The 25,832-nt window shown below is 70.0% G+C and carries 16 protein-coding genes; 11 read left to right on the top strand and 5 right to left on the bottom strand.

From position 1 onward, the window contains the following. Positions 1–31: 31 nt before the first annotated feature. The 4 genes from AC1RL8_RS22650 to AC1RL8_RS22665 form a co-directional block, all read right to left on the bottom strand. Positions 32–379: a zinc ribbon domain-containing protein YjdM gene (locus AC1RL8_RS22650; protein ID WP_095743821.1), complete on the bottom strand. Its 348-nt coding sequence runs from the start codon at positions 377–379 to the stop codon at positions 32–34. A gap of 89 nt (positions 380–468) precedes the next feature. Continuing rightward, positions 469–1,062, bottom strand: coding sequence for a hypothetical protein (locus AC1RL8_RS22655; RefSeq protein WP_062473695.1), 594 nt, complete (start codon positions 1,060–1,062; stop codon positions 469–471). Positions 1,063–1,111: 49 nt separating this feature from the next. Next, on the bottom strand, positions 1,112–2,833 hold the full coding sequence (gene recJ / locus AC1RL8_RS22660) for a single-stranded-DNA-specific exonuclease RecJ (RefSeq protein ID WP_070059895.1): 1,722 nt from the start codon (positions 2,831–2,833) through the stop codon (positions 1,112–1,114). Beyond that, positions 2,830–3,807, bottom strand: a complete 978-nt coding sequence (locus AC1RL8_RS22665) for a hypothetical protein (protein WP_492686138.1) — start codon at positions 3,805–3,807, stop codon at positions 2,830–2,832. Before AC1RL8_RS22665 ends, recJ begins: the two co-directional genes overlap by 4 nt. 123 nt (positions 3,808–3,930) lie before the next feature. On the opposite strand from AC1RL8_RS22665, the gene AC1RL8_RS22670 reads away from it, so the two are divergent. From AC1RL8_RS22670 to AC1RL8_RS22705, 8 genes are all read left to right on the top strand, one after another. Then, the gene (locus tag AC1RL8_RS22670; RefSeq protein ID WP_062473701.1) at positions 3,931–5,187 is read left to right on the top strand and encodes a lipoprotein-releasing ABC transporter permease subunit; all 1,257 of its coding nucleotides are present in this window, start codon (positions 3,931–3,933) and stop codon (positions 5,185–5,187) included. Further along, positions 5,180–5,857 (top strand): lipoprotein-releasing ABC transporter ATP-binding protein LolD, encoded by a 678-nt coding sequence (gene lolD, locus AC1RL8_RS22675; RefSeq protein WP_492686137.1) that lies wholly within the window; start codon positions 5,180–5,182, stop codon positions 5,855–5,857. The genes AC1RL8_RS22670 and lolD overlap by 8 nt, the downstream gene beginning before the upstream one ends. Before the next feature lie 235 nt (positions 5,858–6,092). Further along, on the top strand, positions 6,093–6,851 hold the full coding sequence (locus AC1RL8_RS22680) for a TonB-dependent outer membrane receptor (RefSeq protein WP_492686136.1): 759 nt from the start codon (positions 6,093–6,095) through the stop codon (positions 6,849–6,851). A gap of 7 nt (positions 6,852–6,858) precedes the next feature. Beyond that, positions 6,859–7,377: an RNA polymerase sigma factor gene (locus AC1RL8_RS22685; protein WP_390346298.1), complete on the top strand. Its 519-nt coding sequence runs from the start codon at positions 6,859–6,861 to the stop codon at positions 7,375–7,377. Positions 7,378–7,476: 99 nt separating this feature from the next. Next, positions 7,477–8,496, top strand: a complete 1,020-nt coding sequence (locus AC1RL8_RS22690) for a FecR family protein (protein WP_492686135.1) — start codon at positions 7,477–7,479, stop codon at positions 8,494–8,496. Between the two features lie 100 nt (positions 8,497–8,596). Then, positions 8,597–20,038: a filamentous hemagglutinin family protein gene (locus AC1RL8_RS22695; protein ID WP_492686134.1), complete on the top strand. Its 11,442-nt coding sequence runs from the start codon at positions 8,597–8,599 to the stop codon at positions 20,036–20,038. A gap of 20 nt (positions 20,039–20,058) precedes the next feature. Further along, positions 20,059–20,691 carry a sigma-70 family RNA polymerase sigma factor gene (locus tag AC1RL8_RS22700; protein ID WP_492679750.1) on the top strand — a complete coding sequence of 211 codons (633 nt, stop codon included), beginning with the start codon at positions 20,059–20,061 and terminating at the stop codon, positions 20,689–20,691. Positions 20,692–20,798: 107 nt separating this feature from the next. Beyond that, entirely contained in the window at positions 20,799–21,419 is a 621-nt protein-coding gene (locus tag AC1RL8_RS22705) for an ATP-dependent Clp protease proteolytic subunit (protein WP_369644561.1), read from the top strand. Here AC1RL8_RS22705 and AC1RL8_RS22710 read toward each other — a convergent pair whose 3' ends face one another. After that, complete coding sequence (locus AC1RL8_RS22710; RefSeq protein ID WP_062473709.1) at positions 21,420–21,809, bottom strand: RidA family protein; 390 nt, start codon at positions 21,807–21,809, stop codon at positions 21,420–21,422. A 193-nt stretch (positions 21,810–22,002) separates the two neighbouring features. Here AC1RL8_RS22710 and AC1RL8_RS22715 point away from each other — a divergent pair, with 193 nt between their 5' ends. From AC1RL8_RS22715 to AC1RL8_RS22725, 3 genes are all read left to right on the top strand, one after another. Continuing rightward, positions 22,003–23,577 (top strand): ABC transporter substrate-binding protein, encoded by a 1,575-nt coding sequence (locus AC1RL8_RS22715; protein ID WP_390346292.1) that lies wholly within the window; start codon positions 22,003–22,005, stop codon positions 23,575–23,577. Positions 23,578–23,668: 91 nt separating this feature from the next. Beyond that, positions 23,669–24,865 carry a lactonase family protein gene (locus tag AC1RL8_RS22720; RefSeq protein ID WP_492686133.1) on the top strand — a complete coding sequence of 399 codons (1,197 nt, stop codon included), beginning with the start codon at positions 23,669–23,671 and terminating at the stop codon, positions 24,863–24,865. Next, positions 24,862–25,818, top strand: a complete 957-nt coding sequence (locus AC1RL8_RS22725; RefSeq protein WP_447741489.1) for an ABC transporter permease — start codon at positions 24,862–24,864, stop codon at positions 25,816–25,818. The genes AC1RL8_RS22720 and AC1RL8_RS22725 overlap by 4 nt, the downstream gene beginning before the upstream one ends. The last annotated feature ends 14 nt before the right edge of the window (positions 25,819–25,832 follow it).

A 25,832-nucleotide genomic window follows, 5' to 3' on the forward strand; every position in this document is an offset into this window, starting at 1 on the left:
GAGACGCTGCGCCGCATGAGCCAGGCCGGTCTTACGCCTTGCGCACGAATTCCGACTTCAGCTTCATCGCGCCAATGCCGTCGATCTTGCAATCGATGTCGTGATCGCCGTCGATCAGGCGGATGTTCTTCGCCTTGGTGCCGACCTTCACGACCAGCGACGAGCCCTTGACCTTGAGGTCCTTGATGACGGTGACGGTGTCGCCGTCGTTCAGCACGTTGCCGACCGAATCCTTGATGACCCGGCCCTCATCGGCCGCGCTTTCGGCGGCAGCGCCCGAGGCGGACCATTCGTGAGCGCATTCGGGGCAGACAAGGTTGAGGCCGTCTTCGTAGGTGAATTCCGAATGGCATTGGGGACAAGGGGGCAGGGTGCTCACGGCGGTAGGTAGGGTCCGTATCGGTTGAAGGACGTGGATACTAGCCTGCCCTCATGGACGCAGGTCCTGTTCCTGTTGGCCGCAGCGGCTCAATCCAAGGTGTCGAAGAGCCGGAAGATCCACGACAGCTGGTAAGCCAGCGTGCCCGCGACGAAGGCCGTGTGAAAGCGCGGGTTGGCGGAGCGGGCCGCCGCGATGCACAGGCCCACGAGGATGGGCGTGCGGATGAGGTACTCCATCGCAAAGCGGGCGAAGTGCGCCTCGCCTTTGATCAGCGTGTCGACCACGTCGAGCAGGTAGGTCGCGGCCAGCAAGCCGAAGAACCACGCGCGGCGGGCGTAGAAGTAGTCGCGGTAGCTCGCGTAGTCCTGCATGCTGTCGGGAAAGAGCAGCGCGCACAGCAAGAAGAGCAGGATCGCGTAGCTGACGATGAAGGCGTAGGTGCCGAAGGTCCAGCTGTCGATCTGGTACAGGCCGAACTCCCACCACCAGAAATGCACCAGCGCCAGCAGCACCGAGGCGACCCAGGCCAGGTGCACGGCGTAGAGCCGGTACTGCGTCGGGTGCTGCACGATGCGCGCGACGCCCGACAGCAGCCGGGTCACGCCCAGGCCGATGACCATGCCCATCACGACACGGATGTGCGGAAAAATGTCGTGGGCCGAGATGGCTTCTTGCTGCATTCGAGAGTGCCCGTTCGAATGTATGGACGCCCAGTCTAGGCCGCCCGCGTCACACCTCCGCGCCTTCGACCAGAAAGCGCAACCGTCGCACCCCTTGCCACTCGTCCGCATCGAGCCGGAACGCCAGCTTCACGCGTGGCGGCAGCGGCTCGGTGTGGCTGAACCAGATCGCGTCGATGGGCTGGCCCTGGTGCTTGAGCTTGAGCGCCAGGTGCTTCTCGCCCACCAGCCGCTGCGACACCACCTCGACCTCTTCGCTGAAGGTGGGCGGCGCGAAGCCCTGGCCCCAGACCTCGCGGTGCAGCGTGTCGACGAGGTCGATGCGCATGTACTCGCGCGCGATCGGCCCGTCGGTCTCGATCTGGCGCGTGAGCGCGGCCTCGGCCAGCCATTCGCCGGCCACCTGGGCCAGTGCGCGCTCGAAGACAGGAAAGTGCTCGCGCGCCACGGTGCAGCCTGCGGCCATCGCGTGGCCGCCGAAGCGCAGCAGCACGCCGGGGTGGCGCTTGGCCACGAGGTCGAGCGCATCGCGCAGGTGAAAGCCCGGAATCGAGCGGCCCGAGCCCTTCAGCTCCTGCTCCTTGCCCGGCGCCGCGCTGGCCGCGAACACGAAGGTCGGGCGATGGAAGCGGTCCTTGATGCGCGAGGCCACGATGCCCACCACGCCTTCGTGGAAGTCCGCGCCGAACACGCTGATGGCCGGCGGCGGCGCTTCCACGCCTTCGCCATCGGCGGCGAACAGCGACTCGGCCAGCAGCAGGGCCTGGTCGCGCATGCCGCCCTCGATGTCGCGCCGCTCGCGGTTGATGCCGTCGAGCATGCGCGCGAGTTCGTCGGCGCGGCCGGCGTCGTCGGTCAGCAGGCACTCGATGCCCAGCGTCATGTCGGCCAGCCGGCCGGCCGCGTTGATGCGCGGGCCGAGGGCAAAGCCGAAATCGAAGGTGGTCGCGGCCGAGGCGGTGCGCCCCGCGGCCTTGAACAGCGCTGCCACGCCGGCCGGCATCGCGCCCGCACGGATGCGGCGCAGGCCCTGCGCCACGAGGCGGCGGTTGTTGGCGTCGAGCTTCACCACGTCGGCCACGGTGCCCAGCGCCACCAGCGGCAGCAGCGCATCGAGCTTGGGCTGCGTGGCGGTGTCGAACACGCCGCGCGTGCGCAGTTCGGAGCGCAGCGCGAGCAGCACGTAGAACATCACGCCGACGCCGGCGATGCTCTTGCTTTCGAACTCGCAGCCGGGCTGGTTCGGGTTCACCATCACGTCGGCCAGGGGCAGCTCGGGGCCGGGCAGGTGGTGGTCGGTCACCAGCACCTGCAGGCCGCGCGCCTTGGCGGCGGCCACGCCCTCGACGCTGGCGATGCCGTTGTCGACGGTGATCAGCATGTCGGCGCCGGCATTGGCCACGCGCTCGGCAATCGGCGGTGTCAGGCCGTAGCCGTCGACCACGCGGTCGGGCACGAGGTAGCTCACGTGCTTGCCGCCCAGCAGGCGCAGGCCGCGCACGCCGACCGCGCAGGCGGTGGCGCCGTCGCAGTCGTAGTCGGCCACGATGCACAGGCGCTTGTCCTGCGCGATGGCGTCGGCCAGCAGCACGGCGGCTTCGCGCGTGCCGCGCAGCGTGTCGGGCGGCAGCAGGCGCGCGAGCCCGTCGTCGAGCTCGTCCTTGCCGCGCACGCCGCGCGCGGCAAAGAGGCGCGCCAGCAGCGGGTGCACGCCGGCCTGTTCCAGCGCCCAGACGGTGCGCGGCGGGATGTCCCGGGCAATGATCTTCATAGGGACTCCAGCACCTGCGTGGCGCGGTTGCGGTCGAACAGGCCCTTGGCCCAGCGGGCGAGGCCGCGCGGCTGCACGGTGAAAAGCTGCGCGCCGCGGTCGCCGCACAGCGAGAGCGCCACGTCGGCGCCGCGCGTGAGGTCGGCGAGCAGGCCGGCGACGGCGCCGGCATCCAGCGCCTGCCAGGCGGCGGCCCAGGCCAGGCCGTCGTCGCGCAGCGCGGCGTCGCGCAACGCGAGGTCGACGACCGGCGTGCGCGAAAGGGGCGGCGAGGGCAGGTCGCCGTCCTTCAGGACGCCGGTGCCGCTGAGCCAGAACGAATTGATCGGCGGCACGCCGCGCGCGGTGCGCTCGTCGTTCACGCGCTGCGTGTACAGCAGCATCTGCATCTCGTTCTGTAGCCGGCGCAGCGGCCGCGAGACATCGCCCAGCGGCGACCATTGCGAAATGGGGTACCCCACCGCGCGGTCGATGGAGGCCGTGGCCAACCCGTCGAAGATGGGCGCGCGCGCGAGCCAGCGGCCGGGCGTGCCGGAGGGATAGAGCGCGATGCCGTCTTCCTCGAAGAACGGCTGCGCCACGGCCAGCAGGGCCATCGACTCGGCGGCGTCGATCTCGATGGCGCTCGGGTCGCCCAGCGCCACGTCGTCGATGCCGACCTGCCAGTTGCACAGCGTCACCAGGCCCCAGGCCTCGGGGTCGCCGGGCGCGGCCAGGCCGGTCTTGCGGGCTTCGAGCGCGGCCCAGGGAATGCAGCCGTCGTCGGCGGGGGGCAGGCCGAGCGCGCGGGCCAGCGCGCGTTCGTGCGGCGGGGAGCGGGTGCTGTCGTCCTGGGTGTCGGTGTCGGCGAGCGTCAGGCGCAGCAGCAGGGTTTCGAGGTTCGGCAGCCGCAGGGTGGCGAGCGCCGCGCGGCAAGCCGGGGAACCGCGGCCGGCAAAGGGAATCAACAGATGACGTGGGAGGGGTTCGGCCATTTCCCTATTGTCCGGGATGCCACAATTCCACCGTATGACCTACCCCCTCGCTCCTCACCCCGAGTATTTGCCGCCCCCCGCGGGTGCGCCCATGCCCCTTGAGGCCACGGGGCGAGGCCGCTGATGCGATTCCCCTACGAACTGCAGCTCGGTTGGCGCTACACGCGCGCAGGCCGTGCCACGCGACGCAACGGCTTCATCTCCTTCATCTCCGGCGTGTCGATGCTCGGCATCGCCCTGGGCGTGGCGGCGCTGATCATCGTTCTCAGCGTGATGAACGGCTTCCAGAAGGAAGTGCGCGACCGCATGCTCAGCGTGGTGTCGCACATCGAGATCTTCTCGCGCGACGGCCAGGCCTTGCAGGACATCGACGCCATCATGGCCGACGCCCGCAAGAACCCCGAGGTGATCGGCGCGGCACCGTTCATCAACACGCAGGCGCTGATCGCGCGCGGCGAAGACATGAAGGGCGCCATCGTGCGCGGCATCGACCCCGCACTCGAGCCCGAGGTCACCGACACCGGCGGCATCGCCAAGGGCGGCACCTTCGACAAGCTGGTGCCGGGCGAGTTCGGCATCGTGCTGGGCATCGAGCTGGCACGCTCCATGTTCGTGCAGCCCGGCGACCAGGTCACGCTGGTGGCGCCGGGCGGACAGGTCACGCCGGCCGGCGTGGTGCCGCGCCTGAAGCAGTTCACCGTGGTCGGCGTGTTCGACTCGGGCCACTACGAGTACGACTCGGCGCTGGCGATGGTGCACGAGAAAGACGCCGCCAAGGTGTTCCGTCTCGAAGGCCCGACCGGCATCCGCCTCAAGCTGAAAGACCTGCACGAGGCGCGCGAGGTGGCCGACCAGCTCGCCGTCACGCTGCCGGGCCAGTTCCTCATCCGCGACTGGACGCGCCAGAACAAGACCTGGTTCGCAGCCGTGCAGGTCGAGAAACGCATGATGTTCATCATCCTCACGCTGATCGTCGCGGTGGCGGCCTTCAACCTCGTGTCGACGCTGGTGATGACCGTGACCGACAAGCGCGCCGACATCGCCATCCTGCGCACGCTGGGCAGTTCGCCGCGCAGCATCATGGCCATCTTCGTGGTGCAGGGCGCCATGGTGGGCGTGATCGGCACCGTGGGCGGCCTGCTGCTGGGCCTGGGCATCGCCTACAACATCGACGTGATCGTGCCCTTCCTGGAGCAGCTCTTCCACGCGAGCTTCCTGCCCAAGGACATCTACCTGATCAGCAAGATGCCGAGCGACCCGCAGCAAAGCGACATCATGCCGATCGCGATCATTTCCCTCATCCTGGCCTTCCTGGCCACGCTGTATCCGAGCTGGCGCGCCAGCCGCGTCAATCCCGCCGAGGCCCTGCGCTATGAGTGATGTCGTTCTCAAGGCCCGCGGCCTCACCAAGCGCTTCCACGAAGGCCGCATCGACCTCACCGTGCTGCACGGCGTCGACCTCGACGTGCACGCCGGCGAAACGCTGGCCATCGTCGGTGCGTCCGGCTCCGGCAAGAGCACGCTGCTGCACCTGATGGGCGGGCTCGACGCACCCACCGCGGGCAAGGTCGAACTGCTCGGCAAGGACATTGCGCATGCCGACCCCGCCGAGCAGGGCCGGCTGCGCAACCAGCACCTGGGCTTCGTCTACCAGTTCCATCACCTGCTGCCCGAGTTCAGTGCGCTCGACAACGTCGCGATGCCGCTGAAGATCCGCCGCGTCGAGGCCGGCGAAGCGTCGCAGGCCGCGGCCAAGATCCTCGCCAGCGTGGGCCTGGGCGAACGCCTGCACCACCGGCCGGCCGAGCTGTCGGGCGGCGAGCGCCAGCGCGTGGCCATTGCGCGTGCGCTGGTCACGCAGCCGGCCTGCGTGCTGGCAGACGAGCCCACCGGCAACCTCGACCGCAGCACCGCCGACGCCGTGTTCGCGCTGATGCTCGACCTCGCGCACCGGCACCGCACGGCCTTCGTGATGGTCACGCACGACCAGGACCTGGCCAAGCGCTGCGACCGCGTGCTGCAGCTGGTGGCGGGGCGGCTGGCGGGCTGAGCGTCGGTCAGCCGCTCGAGGGGCGTCCTCGGGCTTCCTGCGGCACACGGGATGCGCGCCACGCGCCGGGGCGCAGGAAGGTCTGACGTTGCAACGAGACCGTCACACGCCGGTGACAGCATGCAAGTTTCCCGACTGGCGTGCGCTCCTTGCCGACTCGACTTTTTTCCCTGCCATGGCTTTCGCATCCTCACGGCGGGCGTGACGATGCGCGCGGCATCGTTGCGCCGCGAGGGTGAGCGAGGTGCACCCTGGGTTCGCGGGCTCGGCAGGCCGCAGCGTCGCACTCTGCGCGCTCGCGCTGTCGTGGCTGGCCGGCACGGCCTGGGCGAGCGACGGATCTGCATCGCCGCTGCGTGAGGGCGAGGCCCCGGCCGGCGCGGTTCCAGGCGCGGGTGACGCCGCACTGGCGTTCGACATTCCCTCGCTTCCCTTGGCCGATGCGCTCAAGCGCTATGCCGCCGTCACGCGGCAGCCTGCACTCTTTCGCAGCGAAATCCTGGCCGGGCTGACGTCCTCCGCGGTGCGCGGGCTTTACGCCCCCGACGCCGCGCTTGAACTGTTGCTGGAGGGCACGGGCCTGGTGGCCGAAAAGGTCCGCACGGGTTCGGCCGTCACGCTCGCGCTGAGGCCGGCGCAGGCCCGGGCGGAGGCCCCGCGCGCGGCCAGCCTTGGAAGCCTGGCGGGCTACCCCAGCCTGCTGCAGGCGCGGGTCTGGGAAGCGTTGTGCGGCAATGTGCGCACGCGGCCGGGAACGTACCGGTCCTTGCTGCGCTTCGAGGTGGACGAGGGGGGCCAGCTTCGCCGGCCGCGCCTGCTCGGCCTGACCGGCGACGCGGCCCGCGACGCCGAGATGCTGGAGGTTCTGCGGGGCGTGCGCCTCGCGCATGCGCCGCCGCCGGACCTGCCGCAGCCCTTGACGCTGCTCATCCTGCCCACCGATGCGCGCGGCGGAACGCGCTGCCGCGAGGCGACCGGCCGCTCGCCGTCCTGACCTGTCCATGGCCGAAGACGTCCGCCCCGTGCTCATGGACTACCTGTCCAGGCACTACGACGCCCTCAAGCGCCAGCTGGGCCGCGCGTTGCGCAATGCAGACCTGGCCGAGGACGCGCTGCACGACACCTGGCTGCGCGTGAACGACCAGGGCGGAAGCGAAGCAGGGCCGATCCAGCGGCCGGGCGGCTATCTCGTGCGCATGGCGTTCAATATTGCGCTGGACATCCAGCGTCGCCAGAGCCGCAACCTGCCTTTCGAAGAAATCGATGCGCTGATGGAACTGGCCGACACGGCGCCGGGACCCGCGCGGATCGCCGAGGCGCGTTCGCAGCTGGACGCAGTGATCAAGCTGCTGGACCGCATGCCGGCGCGGCGGCGCGAGGTCGTCGTGCTGGTGCACATGGAGGGACTGACGCAGCCCGAAGTGGCCCGGCGCCTGGGCATTTCCCTGCGCACCGTCGAATACGAACTCAAGCATGCGCACGACTACCTGAGTGCCCGGATGGCCCATGACAAAAAATAGTTGCGGGATCGGCGCGGCCCGTTCGTCGTACGGAGTGAAGAATCGAATCACCCTGGCGCTCGCAACGGGCCGAGGCCCAGAAGAAGGGTCCCGGCGGTGATGCACGACCCCCTGACGGCACCGGTCGACGATCCCGCCCTCGCGGTCGACACGACGCGGCACGAGGCCTGGGAGTGGCTGCGGCTGTTGCATTCGGGTGCCGTCAAGCCGCAGGACGCCCAGCGCTTCAAGCACTGGCTGGCGCGCAGCCCGGCGCACGCGGCGGTCTTCAAGGAGGCCAGGGCGCAATGGGCCGTGCTCGGTCAGGCCTCTGCCGGCGTGCTTCGCACCAATGCCGATGCGGCGGCGTTTCATGCGCGCCACCAGCCCCGACCGGTGCTCGCGCGCCGCGCTTTCCTCGGTGCGGCAGCGGGCGCGGCGGCCATGGCCGGTGTCGCGGGCGTGGCGGTGTTCCATCCGTCTGCGGGCTTGTGGCCCGCGCCGGCGGGGTGGGGCGGCGACTACCGCACCGCCACCGGCGAGCAGCTGGAGGTGGGCCTGACCGAGCGGGTGCAGGTCACCCTGAACACCCAGACCCGCATCCGGCGCCGCACGGTGGACGGCCGGACGACCGGCGTCGACCTGCTCGAGGGAGAGGCCGCGTTCGATCTGTCGTCGGCCAGTGGCGCACGGCCCTTCGGCGTCGTGGCCGGGGCGGGCCGCAGCCTGGCCGAGTCGGGGCGTTTCGAGGTCCGCTACCTGGACGCCAAGGTGTGCGTGACCTGCATCGAAGGCGCGGTGCGCGTGGAGCATCCCGCGGGTGCGCGTGAGCTGCGCGCGCGCCAGCAGACGGTGTACGACGGCACGTCGGTGAGCAGCGTGGCGCTGGTCGGCGCCGCCAACCTGTCGGCCTGGCGCAAGGGCGAGCTGGTGTTCACGCAGGCCCGGTTGTCCGACGTGCTCGACGAGATCAACCGCTACCGGCGCGGTCGTGTGGTGCTGATGAACACGGCCGCGCGCAGCCGCCTAGTCACCGGGAGCTTCTACATCGCATCGCTCGACCTGGCGCTGGTGCAGCTGCAGCATGCCTTCGATCTCGACGCCCGTTCGTTGCCGGGCGGGTTGACGGTTCTCAGCTGAATCGGGCGGCCGTGGTGCGCGGCCTGAAAAATAAGTTGCGGGGTCGTGGGGCGCCCGTTCGTCGTAGTGCATCGACTCAACTTTCCGGCGGAAACGACTCATGAGCACACGCGGGCCCCTCACACCGATCCACGCAACGAAGGCGCGCACCCGGCGGCAGGCGCGGCGCTTTCGCATGGCGCCGATTGCGCGCGCCATTGCCATGACGCTGGCGGTCAACGGCGCGCTGGTGCTGGATGCCCAGGCCCAGCAGGCCTTCAGCGGCGCCTGGTTCGCCAACAAGAGCGCGATGCAGAACACCGCTTCGGCGACGGGCCGCCTGCCCAACGGCATGCCGGCATCGATGCTGACCAATCCGCTGGAGCAGCGCAAGGCCGGCGAACAGTTGCAGCGCTCCATGGGCAACCTGAACATGGCGGCGCGTTCCATTGCCGCGCAACAGGCGGCGCAGGCGGCCGCACGCGAGGCCGCATCGAACGGGGGCTCGGACATCCCCGACGGCCTGGCCGACGGCGGGCTCAAGGTCGATACCCACAGCCTCACCGCAGGCTGGCTCAATGCCAGGGCGCCGGTGCAGACCGCGTCGGGCGGCCGCACCGTGGTCGGCATCGAGCAGACCGACGACAAGGCGATCCTGAACTGGGAGAGCTTCAACGTCGGGAAGCACACCACGGTGCAGTTCGACCAGAAGGGCGGCGCCAAGCCCGACGGCACCAACGCATGGATCGCGCTCAACCGCATCAACGATCCGAGCGGCCGCCCCAGCCAGATTGCCGGGCAGATCAAGGCCGACGGCTCGGTGTACCTCGTCAACCGCAACGGCATCGTCTTCACCGGCTCCAGCCAGGTGGACACGCGCTCGCTGGTCGCGTCCAGCCTTGCGCTGTCGGACAAGCAGTTCAAGCTGGGCATCAACAACCCGCAGGTGCTCACCAACCAGGGCAACGATTTCCCGATTCCGCAGTTCGGCGAGTTCACCTCCGCGCGGCCCCTGATCTACGGCGACGCGGGTTTCAAGGCCGGCGTCGGCGGCGCGCCCGACAAGATGGGCGACGTGGACCGCTTCGTTCCCGGCGCGGCGCCCGGCGAAGTGCGTGTCGACGCAGGCGCGCAGCTGGCGGCGAACAGCGGCGGCAAGGTCATGCTGTTCGCGCCCAAGGTGCGCAACGCGGGCCGCATCTCGGCGCCCGACGGCCAGGTCATCCTCGCGGCCGGCGAGAACATCTACCTGAAGACGCCATCGACGCAGGACCCGAACGCGCCCCGCGGCCTCGACGTGGCCGCTTCGGCAGTGCCCGGTTGGGCTTTCACCGGCGGGCAGGTGTGGGGCGCGCTCAAGCTCTCGCCGGTCTATGCCGACGCCAACTTCGTCGCCGGCCTGCGCGATGTCGTCATGCCCGAGATGGCGGCGCGCGCCAAGGCGGTCGGCTACGAGGTGGTCAACACCGGCACCGTGCAGGCCGACCGCGGCAACATCACCCTGCAGGCGCAGGACGTGCGGCAGTCGGGCGTGCTCAGCGCAACCACCGCGTTGAACAACCGCAACGGCTCGATCCTGCTGCGCGCCTGGGGCCTGGGCTCGCACATGTACGCCGATGGCGTGAACGACCTGATCAACTGGTCGGCCGGCACGCTCACACTGGGCGAAGGCAGCATTTCGCAGGTATTGCCCGACGCCTCGGACACGAGCGAGATCGAGGCATCGGCGCTTGCCACGCGCTACCAGCCGGGCCGCGTGAGCCTGTACGGGCAACTGATCGACATCCGCTCGAAGGCCGGCGTGCTGGTGCCGGCGGGAACCATCAAGCTCGAATCGGCCGTCAATCCGATGTTCACGCTGTTCCCGTACTTCAAGCCGGGCAGCCTGCGCGATGCGAGCCGCATCTACGTGGACAACGATGCGTTCCTGAGCGTGGCCGGCCTGCAGGGCATGCAGGTGGCCATGTCGCGCAACTTCATCGAGGCCGAGCTGCGCATCAACGAACTGCGCGACTCACCCATGCAGCTCGACGCGTGGGTGCGTGGCAAGAAGGTAGTCGTCGACCGGCGCGTGAGCGGCGTGTTCAAGGACGGCCCGATGGCGGGCGTGCAATGGGTGCTGGGCCCTGACGGCGCCACCTATATTCCCGGTGCCTGGGTGGGCACGCCGCTGGGCGACGTGAGCGGCTGGGTGGGCGTGGGCAAGACCGACCTGGGCGAGCTCTCTGCCAACGCGGGCAGCATCGAGATGCGCTCGGGCGGCTCGGTGATCACGCGCACGGGATCGATGCTGGACGTGTCCGGCGGCTCGGTGCGCTACACCGACGGCATGAACACCGCGACCAAGCTCATGGGCGCCGACGGCCGCGTGCACACCATGGACCGGGCCATGTCCGACACCGACTACACCGGCATCGCGGGCGAGTTCACCAACCAGCATGCGCGCTGGGGCGTGAAGACCACCTGGCGCACGCCGCTCATCGGCGCCGACTACAAGGAAGCCGGCTACACCGAAGGGCGCAAGGCCGGCGCCGTGCAGATCTACGCGGGCGACACCATGGTGCTCGAGGGCGACATGCTGGGCGGCGTGGTGGTGGGCGAGCGCCAGTCGAAGAACCCGGGCGGCAACAAGGGCGGCCGGCTGCAGCTGGGCGAGAACTCGCCGGATGGCCGGCCGTGGTCGCCGGGCACCATCATCGTCAGCCACGACCCGAAGCGGCTCGCGCAGGACTTCGATGCGAACACGAAGCTCGGCGACGACTTCTATGTGCAGTTGAAGCCGGGCGAGCAGAAGTCCCGCAAGCTCACCTTCCTGTCGGACGACATGCTCAGCAATTCGGGCATGGGCACCATCGTGCTGAACCACATCAACGGCGACTTCGAGCTTGCGAGCGGCGCGGCGCTGAACCTGTCGCCGGGCGCGTCGCTCTCGGTGGCCGGCACCGAAGGCTCGACCAACGACATCCGCATCAACGGACTGATCCGCGTGCCGGGCGGGCAGATCGGGCTTTCGTCGGCCTACGGAAAAGTGGAGCTCGGCGAGCAGGGCCGGCTGGACGCCAGCGGCCAGTGGATCAACACCTGGCGCGACGGCGCACTGCGCGGCGCCTGGGCGCTGGACGGCGGCGCGATCACGGTGATTGCCGGAAAGATCGTGGCCCACAAGGATGCCGTGCTCGACGTATCGGGCGGTGGCCGCGCGGACCCCGGCAAGCAGGGCCTGCCGACGCTGCGCGTGGGCAATGCGGGGTCCATTTCGCTGGCCGGCGTGACGCCCGACCTCGACCTGAACGCACTGAACATGCGCGCCCATGCAGCGGGCTCGGCGGGCAGCCTGTCGATCCAGACCGCCTCGGCGGTGCAGATCGGTGGCGTGCCGCCCGTTTCGCCGCCGGACGAAGCCGGGGCCACTCCGGCCTCCGCGGCCTCCTCGGTGGTGATGCTGCCGCCCACGCTCTTCGGCGAGCGCGGATTCGGCAACGTCACGGTCTCGGTGCGCGGCGAAGGCAAGGGCATCGTGGTGCCCGAAGGCGTGGTGGTGTCGCAGCAGGCCACGAGCATCGACCTGAACAACTTCGCCTGGCGCGATCTGCCGAGCGGCCGCAACCTGGCCGAGGCAGCGCCCCTGGGCGTGCTGCGGCCCGACGAGCGCGCGGCGCGAAGCCCCGCGGCGCTGTCGCTCGGCACCGAGAACGGTCCGGTCCGCATTGCGCGGGGCGCCAGCGTGCGCACCGACACCGGCGGCAGCCTGTCGCTGAACGCCGGCAGCGAACTGGGCGTGCTGACGGTCGGCGGGCGCCTTGACGCACCGGCGGGCCGCATTGCGCTGAGCGGCGGCACGGTCGTCCTCGAAGCCGGCGCTGAACTGCTGGCGCGCGGCGTGCCGCTGATCCGCATCGACAGCAGCAGCGGCCGCCGCGTGGGCGAGGTGCGCGACGGCGGCACGGTGAGCATCCTGGCGGGCGACATGCGGCTGGAGAAAGATGCGCTCATCGACGTGTCGGGCGCCACCGGCACGATCGACGGCGTGCCCGATGCCGGCCCCTCGGGCACGCGCGTGCACCGGCCCGCACCGGAGATCCGGCTGGACAGCAACGGCGGCCTGATCGAAATCACGGGCAAGGGCCTGATCGAAAGCACGATGGTGGGCAAGGCGGGCGGGCCCAACGGCATCGGCGGGCGCATCCGCCTGAACATGACCGCGACATCGGGCCCGACAGGCTCGCCGCTGGAGCAACTGCAACGCGTGCTGCAAGACCCGGACTGCGTGGGCCTGGCGGTGGACGGCGTGTGCAGCGACTGGCGGCAGGGCGTGGACTACGACTGGGCGCCCGGCCTGCGCAGCTACGGCTACGAGATCGACGGGCCGATGATCCTGTCGTCGGCGCTGCTCGCGAAGCTGGCGGATGTGAAGGAGCTGGTGGTGTCCGACCGACTGGGCCTGCCCGGCGCGAACGGCGCGCTCGATGCGGCGCAGTTCGGCCTGACGCCGCAGGCGCTGGACCTGTTCCGCGACGCGCTCCTTTCGAGCGACCTGCTGCGCGACCTGCTGAACAAGCCCGGCCAGGTGTCCACGCTGACGGTGCGTCCGCAGGCCTTCAAGGACGGCGGCTTTGCCGACCTCTCGCTGGTGAATGCGACGCAGGGTGCGATTCGCCTGGACAACGCGAACCTCGCTTTGGGCCGCTCGATCTGGCTGCAGGGGCCGATCGTCGGGCACGCGGGCTCGTCGTCGTCGCTGCGCGCGCCACGCATCGTGCTGTCGGCCGTGCCCGGCGCCTCGCCTGAAGCGCCGGCATCGTCGGCCGCGTCGGCAGGGGCGGGGCAGCTCACCGTGGCCGGCTCGCTGATCGACATCTCGGCATCGGAAGACCCGACCCAGTTCCAGGCCGGCGCCGTGCGCATCGGCGGCTTCGGCCGCACGGTGCTCGAAGCTGGAGAGATCCGCATGGGCGGCGCGCTGCCTTCGCCGATCAACGAAGAAACCCGGCTGCAGGTCAACCTGGACGTGGACGGGCAACTGGTGCTGAACGCCGGCCAGGTGTACCCGACCACCGCGATGACCGGCGTGATCCGCGCCGGCGATTCCATCACCGTCGAGCGCCTGGGCGATGCCGGCAGCGCGCCGCTGTCGGCCGGCGGCAGCCTGCGCCTGGAAGCGCCGGTGATCGCGCAGAACGGCGTGCTGCGCGCGCCCTTCGGCCAGATCGAGCTGAACGCCGGCGAGCGCCTGTCGCTGGGCGCAGGCAGCCTCACTTCGGTGTCGGGCGCCGGAATGACCGTGCCCTTTGGCACGCTGTCCAACAACGAGCACTGGCACGACCCGTCGAAGGCGGTCGATCCCACCAATCCGTCGACTGGCTCGCTGGTCGCGCCGCCTGAAAAACGCATCACCATGAAGTCGCCCGACGTGGCGCTGGCGCGTGGCGCGGTGGTGGACATCGCGGGCGGCGGCGACCTGCATGCCTCCGAATTCGTGCCGGGCCCGGGCGGCTCGCACGACATGCTGAACATGCCCGGCATGTACGCGATCCTGCCGGGGCAGGCCGGCGCGGCGCCCGCTGGCGGTGCCGCGGCGGGCCAGCGTGTCTGGCTCGCCGGCGGCCCCGGTCTGGCGGCCGGCTGGTACACGCTGCTGCCCGCGCGCTATGCGCTGCTGCCCGGCGCCTTCGCGGTGCAGGCAACGGGCAAGGCCTGGGGCGGCGCACTCGTACCCGCCACCCGCGCACCGGACGGCAGCCTGGTCATGCAGGGCAAGGCCGGCAACGCTTACGGCGGCAACCAGGACGCGCAGGCATCGGCCTGGCGCGTGATGTCCGGCGCCGTGCTGCGGCGCTACTCCGAATACAACGAGGCCACGGCCAACGACTTCTTCTCGTCCGAGGCCTTCAAGCTCACGCAGTACCGCCTGACCGGCCAGAACGTCGTCACGCCGCGCCTGCCGCGCGACGGCGGCGCGGTGGTGTTCGACGCCGGCCGCCGGCTGGTGCTGGACGGCACGCTGCGCTCGGCACCCGACGAGGGCGGGCGCGGCGGGCTGGTGGACATTGCCGGCAAGAAGATCGCCATCGTCGGCAGCGGGCAGGACAGCGCCAGCCTGCAGGCCGACGGCTACCTCGTCATCGATGCGGCGAGCCTGTCGAACTTCGGCGCGGGCAGCCTGCTGGTGGGCGGCAAGCGCAAAGGCAACGCGCTCGGCCTGGAACTGGACGTGACCGCGACCGACATCGTGGTGCGCAACAACGACGGTTCCGAGCTGTTCGGCCCCGAGATCATCCTGGCCGCCAGCGACAAGGTGGCCATCGAAGGCGGAAGCCGTGTGAGCGCGAAGGGCGCGGGCGGGCGCGGCGCGGGCAACCTGGTCATGAAGCCGCGGGTGGCGGCGGTCTACGCCGACCCGGACGGCAACCTGGACGACAACTTCGATGGCGTGATCGACGCCAAGGACGCGGTGGACGACGTGCTCGTCTCGGCCGCCAGGGACTGGGGCGCGCTGGTGCGCGTGGCCACCGGCGACGCGGTCAAGGTCATCCGCCAGGGCGTGGACACCTCGCGCGGCGGGCTGGTTTCCATCGGTGCGGGTGCCATCGTCAACGGCGATGCGGCCTTGCTGATCGACGCCACGCGCACGACGGAACTGGCGGCCTCGGCGCAGATCGCGGGCACAGACCTGTCGGTGGCGGCCGGCCGCATCGGCTTCGGCGGCGGCACCGAAGGCATGGTGCTGGACAGCGGCGCGCTTGCGCAGCTGGGCCGTTCGACGCGCCTGACGCTGCGCAGCTACACCGACTTCGACTTCTACAGCTCGCTCGACCTGGGCGCGGCCGGCCTGAAATCGCTGACCTTCGACGGCGGCGCATTCGTGGGCCGCGGCGCGGGCGACGTGACGATCAAGGGCGACAGCATCGCGCTCGTCAACAGCGGCGGGGGCGGCACCGGCGTGCCCGCCGCCGGCGGTGCGGGCGGCTTCACGCTGGACGCGGCCACGCTGGTGCTGGGCGCGGGCCAGAAGACGTTCTCGGGCTTCGGCGCGGTGACGCTGGCGGGCCGCAACGCGATCATCGGCGAGGGCGCGGGCGGCATCGACACGGGCGCGTCGCCGCTCACGCTGAACACGCCGCTGCTGACCGGCCGCGGCGGCGCGACGCAGTCGATTGCCACGGGCGGCGCCTTGCAGGTCGTCGCTTCGGCGCAAGGCGAGGCCGCGTCGTTCGACCCGCAGGAAAGCCTGGGCCTGCGCCTGGCCCTCAGCGGGCGCAGCATTGCCTTCGACGGCCGGGCGGTGGCGCGGGGCGGCAGCATCGACATGACGGCGACCGGCGGCAGCCTGGTCGTGGCGCGCGGCGCCACCATCGACGTGAGCGGCTCCGCCAAGCAGTTCTTCGACGTGGCCGAATACGCGGACGCGGGCCGCATCGGCCTGTCGGCGGTGGGCGGCGACGTGCGGCTGGAGGCCGGCAGCCGGCTCGACCTGGCCGCCCACCCGAGGGGCGGCGACGCCGGCACGCTGAGCCTTGCGGCATCGCAGGGCGGCACGGTGGTGCTCGACGGCCTGATCGCGGCGCAGGCGGGAGGCAATGGCGGCAAGGCCGGCAGCTTCGCGCTCGACATCGAGGCGCTGCCCGATTTCGCCGGCGTGAGCCAGCGGCTGAACGACGCCGGCTTCAACCGCTCGCGCCAGTTCCGCATCCGCCAGGGCAACGTGGCACTGGGCGGCTTCACGCAGGTGGAAGACTTCGGCCTCACGGCGGACCGGGGCAGCATCGACATCTCGGGCACGGTGGATGCGCGCTCGGCCTACGGCGGCGCCATTCGCATCACCGCCGGCAACGGCGTGGCAATGCAGGCCGGCGCGCAGTTGCTCGCCGGTGCCACCGGCAGCCTGGGCAACGGCCGCGTCACGCTCGAAGCGGCGGGCGGGCAGCTCAACCTGCAAGGCGGCCTGATCGACGTGGCCGGCAACGAAGGCGGCAAGGTGCGCCTGCGCGCGCAGCAGAACGCCACGCACGACGACGTCGCGGTCAGCGCGCTGAACGTTGCCGTGAACGGCGCGCGCTCGGCGGTGCTCGAAGGCGTGAGCGTCTACGACGTGAAGGACTACGACGGCGCCACGGTCGATTCGGTCAAGCCCGACGCCATTGCCGATGCCGCGCGTTTCAGGGCCGCATCGGGCGGGGTGGCGGCACGGCTGGGCACCGGGCTGGCCGTGATGCCCGGCATCGAGGTCCGCAGCACGGGCGACCTCGCGTTGAACAGCGACTGGAATCTTTTCAGCGATTTCTCCGGCGCGCGCGAAGGCACGCTGACCTTGCGCGCGGGCGGCAACCTCGCCATCAACGGCCACCTGAGCGATGGCTTCGACGCGGCCGACCGCAGCGGCCGGCTGCAGGCGGGCCCGTCGTGGAACCTGCGGCTGGTGGCCGGCGGCGAACTGGCCTCGGCCGATGCGATGGCGCTCAAGCCGCTCGCGGCGCAGGCCGTGGGCAAGGGGTCGATCACCGTGGGCACGGCCAACACCGCCGTGCCCACCGACATCGACCCGAAGCCTGACAACGGCGCGGGCAAGCTCGTGCGCACCGGCACCGGCGACCTCGAAGTGCGCGCGGGCCGCGACCTCACGCTGGCGCACAAGGAATCGGTCATCTACACCGCCGGGCGCAAGGACACGACGGTGTGGAGCGACTTCTCCACCGCCAACCCGAACGCCAGCTACGGCGTGGAAGGCGGCAACCTTGCCATCGGCGTGCAGGGCAGCATCGAGGCCGCGCCGTCGGGCCAGCACTTCACCGAATGGCTCAACCGGCAGGGCACGCTCAATGCCAAGCGCTTCTTCGGCGAATACACCAACGGCGAAAACGGCTGGAACCCCGACGGCGTCTACGGCCCCGTCATTCACGCGCCCGAGCAGTCGAGCTGGTGGATCGACTACGGGCGCTTCCAGCAGGGCGTGGGCGCGCTGGGCGGCGGCAACGTCAGCGTGGACGCCGGCGGCGACCTGCGCAACCTGCTGGTCGCCTTGCCGACCCACATGCGCATGCGCGGCGGCCGCTCCGCCAGCGAGGCCATGGCCATGGAAATGCGCAACGGCGGCGCCATGTCGGTGCAGGCCGGCGGCGCGATCCGCGGCGGCCAGTACTACGTGGCGCGCGGCGCGGGCGACATCCGCGCCGGCGAAACGGCGGTCGGCCACACGGTGACGATAACCCGCGACGACAGCGGCGGCGGCTTGACGAAGAGCAGCTACACCGTGGCGCCGATCCTCGCGCTGGGCGACGCCACGCTGAGCCTGCGCACGGCCGGTGACCTGCGCCTGCAGACGGTGGTCGATCCGCTGCTGGTGACCTACGGCGAGGGCCTGCGAGGCGACGGCCAGGTGCTGAACTACGGCGCCTACATGAGCGGCTACACCGACCGCAGCGCGCTGCGGCTGGTGTCGACCGGCGGCAACATCACCTTCGTGAACCGGACCGAGTTCATCTTCCGCGACCTGCTGCTGCGCTGGGTCGAGAAGGACACGCTGGTGGGCTTCGGCGGCAACCGCTATCCGGCGCGCTTCTCGGTGGCCGCGCTGAACGGCGGCATCGCCATCGACGGGCCGCTGTACGTGCTGCCGGGCACCACCAACGACGTGCGAGTGGTCGCGAAGAACGACATCCGCTTCGACGCGCCGCTCGTCATGGCCTACGCCACGCCCGCGATGATGCCCACGGGCTACATGCCGGCCGGCGCGGGCTCGCCGTTCAGCCAGATGAACATGGAGGACATGCTCGACAACCTGATCGAGCGGGCACTGGCCTCGCCGGTCAACAACACGTACCTGCGCACCGTGAACAACCCCGAGGTGCTGCCGCTGGCCAACGACTTCGAGCCCAGTCGCATCTATGCATCGCAGGGCTCCATCGTGGGGCTCGACGTGAAGGCCAACGAGCAGACCTGGGTGCGCGCGGGCACCGACATCCGCGGCCTGCGGCTGGCGGGCCGCAACCTGCGTGGGTCCGACGTCACGCTGCTGGAGGCGGGCAACGACATCCTGGCGATGCAGAGCACGGCGCGGCTGGACCCGAACAACGATCTCTCGGTGGGCCTGACCGGCAACATCGAGATCCAGGGCCCCGGCACGCTGGTGCTGGCCGCCGGCCGCGACCTGTACGCCGACAACCTGCAGGTGCAGACGCTGGGCAACCAGCGCTACGACAGGAACAACCGCGCGCTGCCCGAGACGCAGGTCAAGGGCCTGCCGGAACACGGCGCCGCCATCACCGCCATGGCCGGGCTGAACCACGCCGTGGGCTACGACGCGTTCACGGCCGCCTACCTCGATCCGTCGAAGGTCGCGTCCATGCCCGACTACCTGAAGACCCGGGGCGCGGACGGCAGCGTGCTGCCCATCTACCTGGTGGACCAGGTCGAAACGCGCGCAGGCGGGCAGGAAAAAACCGTGCGCCGCGGCCTCGTCTCGTTCATGTCGGACATGACCGGCGAAAAGCTGGAGCCGCTCGAAGCCTGGGCGCGCTTCCAGAAATTGCCCCAGCTTGCGCAGCAGCAGTTCCTGCGGCAGGTGTACCTGCTCGAACTGCGCGAAGCCGGGCGCGACCAGAACGAGCCGGGCACCGGCGGCCTGCCGCGCAACGGCGGCTACAACCGCGGCTACACGGCCATCGAGACGCTGTTCCCGGGCGACACATGGAAGGGCGACGTGGCGGCCAACAAGCTGATGCTGCGCACCATGGCCGGCGGCGACATCGACGTGCTCACGCCCGGCGGCGGCCTGCAGGTGGCGGCGCTGGGCGCCGCAGTGCCGGCCGGCTACGGTCTGGTGACGCTGGCGTCGGGGCACATCGGCATTGCGGCCAGGAACGACGTCACCGTGAACCAGTCGCGCATCCTGTCGTTCGTGCCCGAGGTGACGAAGCAGGGCAGCGACCAGATCATCTGGTCCACCGTCGGCGACATCGACGCCGGGCGCGGCGCCAAGACCTTGCGCGTGCCGTCGGCGCCCGAGGTGTCCACCGACCTGGACGGCGTGACGGTGATCCGCGAGAAGTCGGACATGAGCGGCAGCGGCATCGGCACCGTGGGCGACGGCGACGTCGACCTGGTGGCGCCGCGCGGCACCGTGAACGCCGGCGATGCGGGCTTGCGCGTGGCGGGCAACCTGAACATTGCGGCGCTGCAGGTGCTCAACGCGGACAACATCCAGGTCAAGGGCGAGACCAAGGGCCTGCCGGTGATCGCGTCGGTGAACATCGGCGCGCTCACCAATGCGAGCGCTGCCGCTGCGCAGGCGACGGCCGCCGCGCAGGACGCGGTGCAGCGCGAGCGCGCGGCCGCGCGGCAGGCGCTGGCGTCGGTCTTCACGGTGCGCGTGCTCGGCTTCGGCAACGAGCCCGCACAAGAGGGGCGCGACGCGCCGGCGCCGCGGTCGGGACTGCAATCCGGGGCGCAGGTCGACTACGACCCGCAGAACCCCGTGCAGGTGGTGGGCATGGGCCGCAAGATCGACCCCAGGCACTGGGCCGCCCTGAGCAGCGACGAGCGTCGTCGCCTGCAGCAGGACCGCTAGGCGGGCAGGGGCGGCATGTCATGGCACCCAGTGTCCTTTGCGAACAGGAAGCACCGGCGCGCGACGAGGCGGCCGATGCGCTGCGGGACGAAGCGCAGCGTCGCCTGGCGCTGCAGGTTTTTCTCTGCGCCAACTACGAAGGGTTGCGGCGCAAGCTGACCCGCCATCTCGGGTGCGCCGAGATGGCCAGCGAATGCCTGCACGACGCCTGGCTGCGGCTGGGCCACCTGCGGGTGGGCGCGCCCGTGGAGAACCCCAGCGCCTACGTCTATCGCGTGGCCTGCAACCTGGCCATGGACCGGTTGCGCAGCGAGGGGGCATGGCGCTATGTGGACGACCCGCACACCGCCGTCGAGTCGGCCATCGACCACGCGCCGGGGCCCGAGGACATGGCCGAAGTGCGCGCCGAAGTCGGTTCGGTCGACCGCGCGATGCAGGGCCTGCCGCGGCGTCACCGGGCGGTGCTCGAGGCCTTGCGCATCGAGGAGAAGACGCGCCAGGAGGTGGCCTCCCATTACGGGCTGTCGCTGCGCAACGTGGATACCGTCCTGCGCCAGGCGCTGGACCATTGCGGCGCGATGACGGGCCGGCCGGTGCTGGCCGGCGTCGGTACACCCCGAAGGGCCGTGGTGTCGCCCCGGATGGCCGCCTGAGTGGCAAGTGACACCGCGGCACCACGGTGCTGCTTGCCACGGCAGGCGCAATGTCACGAAACTGTGGGCTTGTTCGTCAAGACAGTTCAACCACAGGAGCTTTCTTCATGCAGCCCATGTTTTCAACACTGGAAACCGACGACGACACACCGCCCGCGGCCACGGCCGAGCCGCGCAATTCCTACCTCGAGGAAAAGGCGTTCAAGTCGCGCACGCTGCTGATCTTCGGCAGCATCACCGACAGCGTGGCCGCCGACGTCACGCGCCGGCTCATCGCGCTCGATGCCGACAGCGGCGACAAACCCATCGACATCCTCGTGAGCTCGCCCGGCGGGCACCTGGAGTCGGGCGACGCGATCCACGACGTGGTGCGTTTCATCAGCGCGCCGGTGCACATGATCGGCACCGGCTGGGTGGGCAGCGCGGCCACGCACCTGTTTTTGGCGGCGCCGCGCGAGCGCCGCGTGTGCCTGCCCAACACGCGCTTTTTGATCCACCAGCCCAGCGGCGGCGCGGGCGGTCAGGCGACCGACATCGCGATCCAGGCGCAGGAGATCATCAAGGCCCGCCAGCGCATCGCGCACGAGATCGCGCGCGAAACCGGCAAGCCCATCGACGTGGTGCTGGCCGACATCGAGCGCGACCGCTGGCTGTCGGCCACGGAGGCCGTGGAGTACGGGCTGGTCTCGCGCATCATTCAGCGCAAGACCGAGTTGCGGCCCGCCTGATCAGGCCTTGGGCTTGTAGGCGACGACGTCGATCTCGACCTTCGCATCGACCATGAGGCGCGCCTCGGTGGTCGAGCGCGCCGGCTTGTTCTCACCGAAGTAGCTCATGTAGACGCGATTGAAGGCACCAAAGTCGCGCGCGTCGTGCAGCCAGACGGTGCTCTTGCACACGTCGTCGAGCGTGGCGCCGGCCAGCGCGAGCACGGTCTTGAGGTTCTCCATCACCTGGCGCGTCTGCACCTCGATGCCGCCGGCCACGATCTCGCCCTGCGCGTTGGCGGGCACCTGGCCCGACACGTAGACGAAATCGCCCGCGCGCACGGCGGGCGAGAAGGGGCGGGCCTGGCGGTCGGAAGCGATGGGCGGGGCGCCGAGGTATTCGAGGGGCATGGGAACTCCTGGGAGTGAGAGGGTTGAGTGGGGGCGGGTGAGGGCCGCAGTATCCGTCCGATTTGAAAGACTTTTTCAGAATAACCCCTCAACAAGGGTTAACACGGATGATTTGGCATGAAGTCTGCTTCAGAGTTCGGCCTAGAAAGAAAATTTCTTTCATAAATAAGTCCGCCCCATGAAGGAGTTCTCCATGTCTCACGCCGGTCTTGTCCAGCGCCTGCCCCGCCTGTCGAAGCGCAGCCTGCTGGGAGCTTCCCTGCTCGCGATGCTGTGTGCCGCACTGCCTCACCCCAGCGCCCACGCGCAGGGTCCGCGCAACTTCGCCACGCTGGCGATGGTGGCCGAGCCGCAGACGCTCGACCCGATGGCCTCCACGGCCGACCTGGTCGGAACCATCATGCAGCACGTGTACGAGACGCTGTACACCTTCGATGCCAAGTGGAACGTGGTGCCGATGCTGGCCGAGGGCATGCCCAAGATCTCGGCCGACGGCAAGACCTACGCCATCACGCTGCGCAAGGGCGTGGCGTTGCACAACGGGCGCGAGCTCACGGCCGACGACGTGGTCGCCAGCCTGCAGCGCTGGATGGACCAGTCGCCGCGCGGCAAGGCCGTAGGCAAGGAAATCGAGAGCCTCAAGGCCAAGGGCCCGCTCGGCGTGGAGATCGTTCTGAAGGCGCCGTACGCGCCGCTGCTGTCGCAGCTGGCGCTGCCCAGCGGCATGGCGGCCATCATGGCCAAGGATTCCATCGCTTCGCCGCTGAAAGACTTCGTCGGCACCGGCCCCTACAAGTTCAAGGAACGCCGCCCCGACCAGTTCGTGCTGCTCACGCGCTTCGACAAATACGCCGCGCGCAAGGAGCCCGCGAGCGGCTACGGCGGCAAGCGCGAAGCGGCCATCGAAGAGCTGCGTTTCGTGCCCGTGCCCAACGCCAGCACCCGCGTCGAAGGTGCGCTGGCCGGCCAGTACGACTTCGCCGACCTGCTGCCGGTGGAAGCCCTGCCGCGCCTGGAGAAGGCTGGCGGCAAGACGCTGCCGATCATGACGCCGTCGTTCGGCTTCCCCTACCTCGTGCTCAACACCAAGGAAGGCGTGGCCGCCAACCCGGCGGTGCGCCAGGCCGTGCAGACCGCGCTGGGCCAGGGCGAGATGCTCGCGGCCGGCTTCGGCGACACGCGCTTCTTCGTGGCCGAGGCCAACCACTTCCCCAAGGGCTCGCCGTTCTACTCGGCGGCCGGCGCCGACCACTACAACCAGCGCAACGCCACCAAGGCGAAAGACGCCGCGGCCAAGGCCGGCTACAAGGGCGAGCCGATCCGCGTGCTCACCAGCCGCCAGTACGACTTCCACTACAACATGTCGCTGCTGATGGCCGAGCAGCTCAAGCGCGCCGGCTTCAAGGTCGATCTCAACGTGGTCGACTGGGCCACGCTGGTGCAACGCCGCAACGACCCGAAGCTGTGGGACATCTACGTGACCCACTCGGGCCAGTTCCCAGAGCCCATGCTCTCGCCGCCGCAACTGGGCGACGGCGCGCCCGGCTGGTGGGATTCGCCCGCCAAGAAGGCCGCACTGAGCGCCTTCAACACCGAGAGCGACCCGGCCAAGCGCGGCGCGCTGTGGGGCAAGGTGCAGCAGGTGGTGTACGACGAGGTGCCCTACATCAACGTCGGCAAGTTCAACGGCCTCTCGGCCAAGAGCCCGGCGTTGGACAACTACCAGCCCGCGACCTGGCCGTTCTTCTGGAACGCGAAGATCAAGTAAGGCCGCAAGCACCGCCATGCCGTCGCGTCGTCAACTTCTGCAAGTCAGCGCACTGGCCTCCGGCCTCGGCGCCCTCGGACTCAAACCATCCATGGCCACTACCGCTCAAGCCACCACTTCGGGCCCCGTGTACGCCTACGTCGGCACCTACAGCGACGGCGGCAAGCCGTGGCGCGGCGGGCGCGGCCTGGGCGTGCACCAGTTCGTGGTGGACGGCGCGACCGGCGCGCTCAAGCCCATCCCCGGTGCACCGCCCGCCGTGGCGAGCGCGGGCAGCGATGCCAAGCTGCGCAACCCCGCCTCGCTCGCGCGGCACCCGAGCCTGCCGATGCTCTACGCCGCCAACGAGTTCGAGGCCGGCTCCGTCTCGGCCTTTCGCATCGGCGCGAACGGCGCTCTGTCGTTCGTGGCCGAGATGCCCTGCGGCGGCAAGGACCCGGCGCACCTGAGCGTGCATCCCGACGGCCGCTACGTGTTCACCGCCAACTACGCCAGTGGCGACGTCAGCGTGATCGCACTGCGCGCCGACGGAACCTTCGACACCGACCGCGCCGCCGTCGTCTACAAGGACGTCGCGGCCTGCGGCGCCGCCACGCCCTGCAAGCCCGGCGCCGACGTGGTGCCGCTGGCCGCGCGTTCGCACGAAGGCTTTGCCACCAGCGACCACGACGGCCCGCACGCCCACATGGTGCAGGCCGACCCGGCCGGCAACTTCGTGCTCGTGGCCGACCTGGGGCTCGACCGCGTCATCTCGTACCGCTTCGACCGCGCCACCGGCGTGCTGAGTCAGCCGAGCACGGTGGCCGTGTCCGAGAGCTCGGGCGCGCGCCACTTCGCCTTCCATCCGAACGGCAAGTGGGTCTACCTCGTCAATGAAGAGGCCTCGACCATCGCCTTCCTGCGCTACGACGGCGCCACCGGCGTGCTCACGCTGGTGAGCGAAACCTCGGCGCTGCCCGCCGGTTTCAAGGGCACCAGCTACGCCTCGGGCATCCGCATGCTGCCGGGCGGCACGCACTTCGTGTCGCTCAACCGGCTGCACGACTCCATCTCGATCTTCAAGGTCGATGCGCGCACCGGCGCGCCCACGCTGGTGCGCGAAGAGTGGACGCGCGGCAACTACCCGCGCAGCTGCACGCTCGACCCGAGCGGGCGCTTTCTCTACGTGTGCCACAACAAGCAGGGTGACAACGTGACCATCTTCCGCGTGAAGAAGAACGGCGACGTGCAGTTCACCGGCCAGTACGTGGCCGTCGGCAGCGCCGCCGCCATCGAGTTCTCGTCATGATCAAGAGCGCATCGCTTCGCTACATCGCCTCGCGCGCGGGCGGCATGCTCATCGTGCTGGCGCTGGTGGCCGTGCTGGTCTTCGTGCTCACGCGCGCCGCCTCGGGCGACCCCATCTCCGTGCTGCTGGGCGACCAGGCCACCGCCGCCGACATCGCCCGCGTGCAGAAGGACTACGGGCTGGATAAACCCCTGCCCGTGCAGTTCGGCTACTGGTTGCGCGAAGTGCTGCAGGGCAACCTGGGCACCTCGATCTTCCTGCAGCGCCCGGTCACGCAGGCGCTGTGGGAGCGCGCCGAGCCCACCACCTTGCTGGCCCTGCTGGCGGTGGCCATCGCGGCGCTCATCGGCGTGCCCTGCGGCATCGTCTCGGCCGTGTTCCGCGGCCGCGTGGTCGACCAGTTCTTCACCGGCATCGCGATGCTGGGCGCCAGCATCCCCAGCTTCTGGCTGGGCATCGTGCTGATCCAGATCTTTGCGGTGTCCTTCGGCTGGTTCCCGGTGTCGGGCTACGGCGCGCCCGATGCGCCGTTTGCCGAGCGGCTGCATGCGCTGGTGCTGCCGGCCACCGTGCTGGGCCTCTTGAACTCCGCGCTCATCATCCGCTTCACGCGCGCTTCGATGCTCGACGTGCTCGGTGAAGACTACGTGCGCACCGCGCGTTCCAAGGGCCTGAGCGAGAGCACCGTGGTGCTCAAGCACGCACTGCGCAACGCGCTGGTGCCCATCGTCACCGTGATCGGCCTGACGGTGGCTCTCATGATCGGCGGCGCCGTCATCACCGAGACCGTGTTCGGCCTGCCGGGCGTGGGCAACCTCGTGGTCAACGCCGTGCTGCGGCGCGACTACCCGGTCATCCAGGGGGCGCTGCTCGTGATCGCCGCGATCTATGTGCTCATCAATTTCTCGATCGACCTGCTGTATGCCGTCGTCGATCCGCGCGTGAAGGTCTGAACGATGCGCATGCC

It is taken from the genome of Variovorax sp. GW822-FHT04E09 (assembly GCF_058800845.1).

What these genes read in the sequence shown, in the direction of transcription:
- recJ (WP_070059895.1), bottom strand. Translation starts at nt 2,833, where the DNA reads ATGAAGATCATTGCCCGGGACATCCCGCCGCGCACCGTCTGGGCGCTG.
- AC1RL8_RS22670 (WP_062473701.1), top strand. Translation starts at nt 3,931, where the DNA reads ATGCGATTCCCCTACGAACTGCAGCTCGGTTGGCGCTACACGCGCGCA.
- AC1RL8_RS22725 (WP_447741489.1), top strand. Translation starts at nt 24,862, where the DNA reads ATGATCAAGAGCGCATCGCTTCGCTACATCGCCTCGCGCGCGGGCGGC.
- AC1RL8_RS22655 (WP_062473695.1), bottom strand. Translation starts at nt 1,062, where the DNA reads ATGCAGCAAGAAGCCATCTCGGCCCACGACATTTTTCCGCACATCCGT.
- AC1RL8_RS22710 (WP_062473709.1), bottom strand. Translation starts at nt 21,809, where the DNA reads ATGCCCCTCGAATACCTCGGCGCCCCGCCCATCGCTTCCGACCGCCAG.
- AC1RL8_RS22695 (WP_492686134.1), top strand. Translation starts at nt 8,597, where the DNA reads ATGAGCACACGCGGGCCCCTCACACCGATCCACGCAACGAAGGCGCGC.
- AC1RL8_RS22700 (WP_492679750.1), top strand. Translation starts at nt 20,059, where the DNA reads ATGGCACCCAGTGTCCTTTGCGAACAGGAAGCACCGGCGCGCGACGAG.
- AC1RL8_RS22720 (WP_492686133.1), top strand. Translation starts at nt 23,669, where the DNA reads ATGGCCACTACCGCTCAAGCCACCACTTCGGGCCCCGTGTACGCCTAC.
- AC1RL8_RS22685 (WP_390346298.1), top strand. Translation starts at nt 6,859, where the DNA reads ATGGCCGAAGACGTCCGCCCCGTGCTCATGGACTACCTGTCCAGGCAC.
- AC1RL8_RS22665 (WP_492686138.1), bottom strand. Translation starts at nt 3,807, where the DNA reads ATGGCCGAACCCCTCCCACGTCATCTGTTGATTCCCTTTGCCGGCCGC.
- lolD (WP_492686137.1), top strand. Translation starts at nt 5,180, where the DNA reads ATGAGTGATGTCGTTCTCAAGGCCCGCGGCCTCACCAAGCGCTTCCAC.
- AC1RL8_RS22690 (WP_492686135.1), top strand. Translation starts at nt 7,477, where the DNA reads ATGCACGACCCCCTGACGGCACCGGTCGACGATCCCGCCCTCGCGGTC.
- AC1RL8_RS22715 (WP_390346292.1), top strand. Translation starts at nt 22,003, where the DNA reads ATGTCTCACGCCGGTCTTGTCCAGCGCCTGCCCCGCCTGTCGAAGCGC.
- AC1RL8_RS22705 (WP_369644561.1), top strand. Translation starts at nt 20,799, where the DNA reads ATGCAGCCCATGTTTTCAACACTGGAAACCGACGACGACACACCGCCC.